Source organism: Ammoniphilus sp. CFH 90114 (genome assembly GCF_004123195.1).
Classification (GTDB): Bacteria; Bacillota; Bacilli; order Aneurinibacillales; family RAOX-1; genus YIM-78166.
The window spans coordinates 1-2,860 of record NZ_SDLI01000045.1; the positions used below are offsets into that span (position 1 = coordinate 1).

A 2,860-nucleotide genomic window follows, 5' to 3' on the forward strand; every position below is an offset into this window, starting at 1 on the left:
ACAGACGTTCCCCATGAAGGGGTCGGCTCGGTTTACGAAGAATAGACCACAGAGTTCTCAGCTCACGGGTGGTCTATTTCTTTTTGGTCATGTATGTCAGAAGGGCTATGACGACACCAACGAATGTTAATGTGAACATGCCTAGATTTAATGCTAAATCTATTGCATCGTATACTGACACCATATTCTCACCCCCTTTCACAAAGGGATGAGCCGACCACCCATGAGGAGCCGATTCTATTGTACTGGTTAATTATACCACAACAACATAAATGCGAACATATGTTTTTTATTCTTTAAAAAATCCTTTTCCTCTACTTAAATATCCCCATAATCTTCTGCAAAATAGACTGAGGCTCTTCAACTTTGGTAGTTTTTACAGTTGGTGACACACTGACATAGCGTGGAAAATAGTCAAAGATATTGTATGACTGCTTATATTTTTTAAGAATGTCGAGCAACTCAACACCATACTGTTCCCAACGTTTCTCTTTAAAATAAGGCAAGGATAAGAACTCTTCCTGGGTATGAGGAATAAAGGTGGCTAGGATTAATAGCGATTTATCTTCCATAATGGTATAAGCGGGAGCGTTGTCGAGTGCCGCTTTCTTTTTGCGCCAGCCTCTTAGCGTTTCAAAAACGAGTTTATTGTGATTCTCTCTTGAGAAATTTACGACATCAAAGGTCGATTTAGCCATCGCATTGTCCCTCTCTTCCGTTTCCTTGGGTTCTTCTTGCTTCTCTTCGATCTCTTCGATTACTACTTCACTTGTGGCAGCGACTTCTGATTCCGCCTTCACCACTTCTGCTTCGACTGAAGGTTTCGATTTCCGTTCATGAACTTGGGTGATGGACTCCAGATAATCGGTATACTTTGACCGTCCACTGTAACTTAGGAAAAGCCATTCTACTGCTCTTGTCATGGCAATATAGAGCAATGCGGCTTCTCTTTCTTCATCCTCCACTAGTTTAAAAGGGATATTATCGAGATTGACGACAAATACTGCTCGGAAATCCAGGCCTTTTGCGCTTTCGATGGTCGAGATTTTTATACTATTTTCTTGCTTTAGAAACTTTCTTTTGGTTTCATTGCTTTCTGATATCCAGAAATAAGGAAGATGATGTTCATCCAGTACATTTTTGAGGATATCGACATAGGGTATATATTTATTTTTCTTGATGCGGTAAAGAATGAGCATGTCGGAATAGGCCACATGGAATTGCGTATGTAACTTTTTAATACTCTTGGCAACAAAATGAATTTCGTCTTGGAAGTGATCTGCTCGACAAACGATGGGCTCAGGTCCCTTCCTCTGTGTATGGCGAGGTGGAATAATCTCGATCAGGTCTTCGTTTGTTGTTTTACTTCCTACCGTAGAATGGGCTTGATAAAAGTCCCAAGCAAAGTTCAAAATTTGGGCTGTGTTTCTGTAGTTAATGCTTAAATACTTCGAACGACCTCTAAAGTCCAATCCCGTATGCTGAAGAAGGTTCCATTTTCTTTTATAAATGTTTTGAGCTCGATCCTCCACAATTAACAGGGACTTCGTATCAGGGTTGAGACATTGGCTGATCAGCTGCAGCCACTCCGGCTCGAAATCCTGACCCTCATCGATGAGAATCGCATCATAAACGGGTAGTTGTTGTGATTCCTTTGGTGTTGCATATTCTGTCAGACCTAGTTTTTTACTAACAAACTCATGGTAATTGTAGACTTCTATTTGGTTCTGTTCGCGGCTTTCTTCCGATTGAGGGATCAAATCTAGGAGATCCTCAGGTTCCATGAGCTTTTGCTGGATCATTTGTCTAATCACATTGGCCAATGCAATATTGTAGCAAAGTACAAGGATTCTCCAATCGGGATGCTGTTTAAAGAGAGTCTTGACCCGACTGGCCAAGATGACAGTTTTTCCACTCCCTGCCACTCCTCGGATGAGTCGATGCTGTTCCCCGATTTGCTTCGCTAAATTCTCCTGATGCAAATCCATGGTTTTGACATCCGTGAGCGAGAGCAACCACTCTTCCTTGTATTTGCTGGGTTTTCCCCAGTTTGCACTGATTCTTACCTCAGGGAAGAGGTGAAAGCGGATCGTACTCATATCCTCAGGCTCGAGGTACTCCCTATGATCTTGACGGAAGGGAATCATCCTATTTAACTTCTCTACTAATCCAGTAGGAGAAAAAGTATTCGATGCGGGATCGATATCGTTTTGCGTTAAAATGAGATGAGGCTCAATTACATGGTAGATCTGATCGCTTAGACACTGTTCTTGGGTAAGCTTCGTAAACACCGTGCCGAAGCCATAAGGGAATTTTAACTTGCCCGTCTCCCCTTCCCACCGCAGGAGAGACTTCTCCTTCTTGAGAAAATCAGCTACATGAAAGGCATACTCCCTTGCTTGCTTTAAGGGATTCTTAACCGTGGTGATCTCTGCTTTACCATATTGTATAGTCCATTCATCAGGATTGAGGTTTACTAGGGTACTTCGGGTATAGTCCTTGACCTCAAGGATAAGTAGGCCCAATCGAGGACCCATAATTAAGAAGTCCGGTCTTCTCCCTTTAATGTCCGGTTCGTAGTAAACCAGATACTCCTCCGGTAAATGTTCTTTGAATGCTTTGAACAGCAATTTTTCTCCTGATGTCGCCGTTTTGCGTATAGAATCAGGGATCATCTGAGCCATAACTCTCTCCTCATTCCTAGCTATCTATGTTATCTAAAATTTATATTATCTTCTAAACTAGGTATATATTAACATAGGATTTGTTGACTGGTATATGCTTATTAATCTGTTAAGGATTAAATGGATAAGGTCTATTAGAACCCTTTATTTTACATTTCTCTCTCTCCAATGTATAA

2 protein-coding genes are annotated in these 2,860 nt (G+C 41.4%); both read right to left on the reverse strand.

Annotation, left to right across the window (positions count from 1 at the left end):
* Positions 1-73: 73 nt before the first annotated feature.
* Positions 74-184, reverse strand: a complete 111-nt coding sequence (locus EIZ39_RS27855) for a putative holin-like toxin (RefSeq protein ID WP_129204505.1) — start codon at positions 182-184, stop codon at positions 74-76.
* Positions 185-314: 130 nt separating this feature from the next.
* Complete coding sequence (locus EIZ39_RS26095; protein WP_129204507.1) at positions 315-2,684, reverse strand: 3'-5' exonuclease; 2,370 nt, start codon at positions 2,682-2,684, stop codon at positions 315-317.
* Between the last annotated feature and the right edge of the window lie 176 nt (positions 2,685-2,860).